Source organism: Clavibacter lycopersici, from assembly GCF_003576405.1.
GTDB classification, from domain to species: Bacteria; Actinomycetota; Actinomycetes; order Actinomycetales; family Microbacteriaceae; genus Clavibacter; species Clavibacter lycopersici.
Genome location: NZ_QWGT01000380.1, coordinates 1 through 1,596, shown reverse-complemented (window position 1 = coordinate 1,596; position 1,596 = coordinate 1). Strand labels below are relative to the sequence as shown.

Below are 1,596 nucleotides of genomic sequence, written 5' to 3'. Positions count from 1 at the left end.
TCGGACGCCGCGCCCGCGAGGTCGGTCGGGGCGCCGTCGACCGCGCCCGCCACGGCGAGCACGGAGGGCGCGCTCGACGCCTGGCCCTGCACCTCGGGGGCCTGGATGCGCGAGGTCCGGACGCCGGGGCCGCCGCCCACGGATCCCGTCGTCGCGGATCCGCTGGTCACGGCGGCGCTCCCCACGGCGACCGCCGTGGTCGTGGAGGCGGCGTCCGCCTCGGGCGGGCGGAGCAGGGAGCCCGCGCAGACGCGCTGCTGGTCGGTCGCGACGGGGGTCACGAGCACGGAGGGCGCGCTCGCGTCGCCGGAGGCGGGCGGGAGGAGGAGCGCGCCCGTCACGACGACCCCGAGCACGGCGACGCCGGCGATCCCGGTGGTCACGCGCGTCGCGATGCGCACGGCGTCACGCCTGGCCATCGGTCCTCCTGCTGTCGTCGTCGGTGCGGCCGTCGCTGTCGACGCCACGGTCGGCGGCGGACGCGGATGCGACGTCGTCGCCCTCCCCGTCGTCGCCGGCCCGGCGCTCCCCCGCCTGCGGGATGTCCCCGAAGGACGCGGCCTCCACGACCTGTCCCGTCGGCTCGTCGAGGTACGCGGGCGTGCCGCGGTCGTCGTGCTCGGGACGCGGTTCATCGGCATCCGCCGGGCGCGCGTCGGGGGCGACGACGGGCTCGCGGTAGGCGGGCAGCGGGCGGCTGCGCGCCGCGAGTCCGCCGGTGGGGATCGCGAGGAGCAGGGTCAGAGCGAACACGAGCGCCTGCGCCGCGAGCACCCCCGCGCGACCGGGGTCGTCGAGGTTGCCCGGGCCGGCGACCTGGGCGACCAGGTCGTCGCTGCCGACGAAGCGCCAGAGGAGCCCCGCCTCGGTCTGGCCGACCGCCGTGAAGACGGGGTCGTCGTCGAGGGCCGCACGGGCGCGGTCGTGCACGGCGGCCTCCGCGTCGCCCGCGGGCGTGGCGAGCAGGACGTAGCTCACGCCGAGCGCCCGGAGGTCGTCGGTGGCGTCGAGGCCGGAGCGGGAGGAGACGTTGCCCGCGAGCTCGGCGACGCGGGTCTCGGTGTCGGACAGCGGGCCGATGGTGGAGTCGACCGTGGAGACCTGCTCGAGCGTGCGGCCGGCTCCGCGCTCGACGTCGGCGGACAGCGATCCGTCGTCCGCGGCGCGCAGCACGAGGGTGCCGACGGCCGGATCCGTGGCGGCCTCCGCGACCACGAGGCCGGGCAGCGAGCTGTCCGTGGTGGCGCGCACCGCGGTGGATCCGGCGACCGCGGCCGAGACGAGCGGCAGCGCGAGCACGACCAGGGTCACGGCGGCCACGAGCCCCGGGACGACCGAGCGGCGGCCGAGCGTCGCGAAGCCGAGCACGAGGGCGCCCGCGAGGCCGAGCCACACGAGGCTGAGGCCGGATCCCGGCCACACGGCGACGACGTCGGGCCCGGTCGACTGCACCACCGTGCGCGCGGCGACGACCGCGGTCGCGAAGCCGAGCACCGTCACGCCGAGCGCGAGGGCGGCGCGGTGCGACCCGCGGAGGAAGAGCGCCGCGATCGCGCCCAGCACGAGCGGCGCGACGAGCACCGCCACCGCGATCAG

2 pseudogenes are annotated in these 1,596 nt (G+C 78.2%); both read right to left on the bottom strand.

Annotated features, from left to right (window positions below):
* Positions 1-419, bottom strand: a pseudogene (locus DZG00_RS15305) (DUF5719 family protein); the annotation flags it as partial.
* A pseudogene (locus DZG00_RS15300) lies at positions 406-1,596 on the bottom strand (glycosyltransferase family 2 protein); the annotation flags it as partial. The pseudogenes DZG00_RS15300 and DZG00_RS15305, both read right to left, overlap by 14 nt.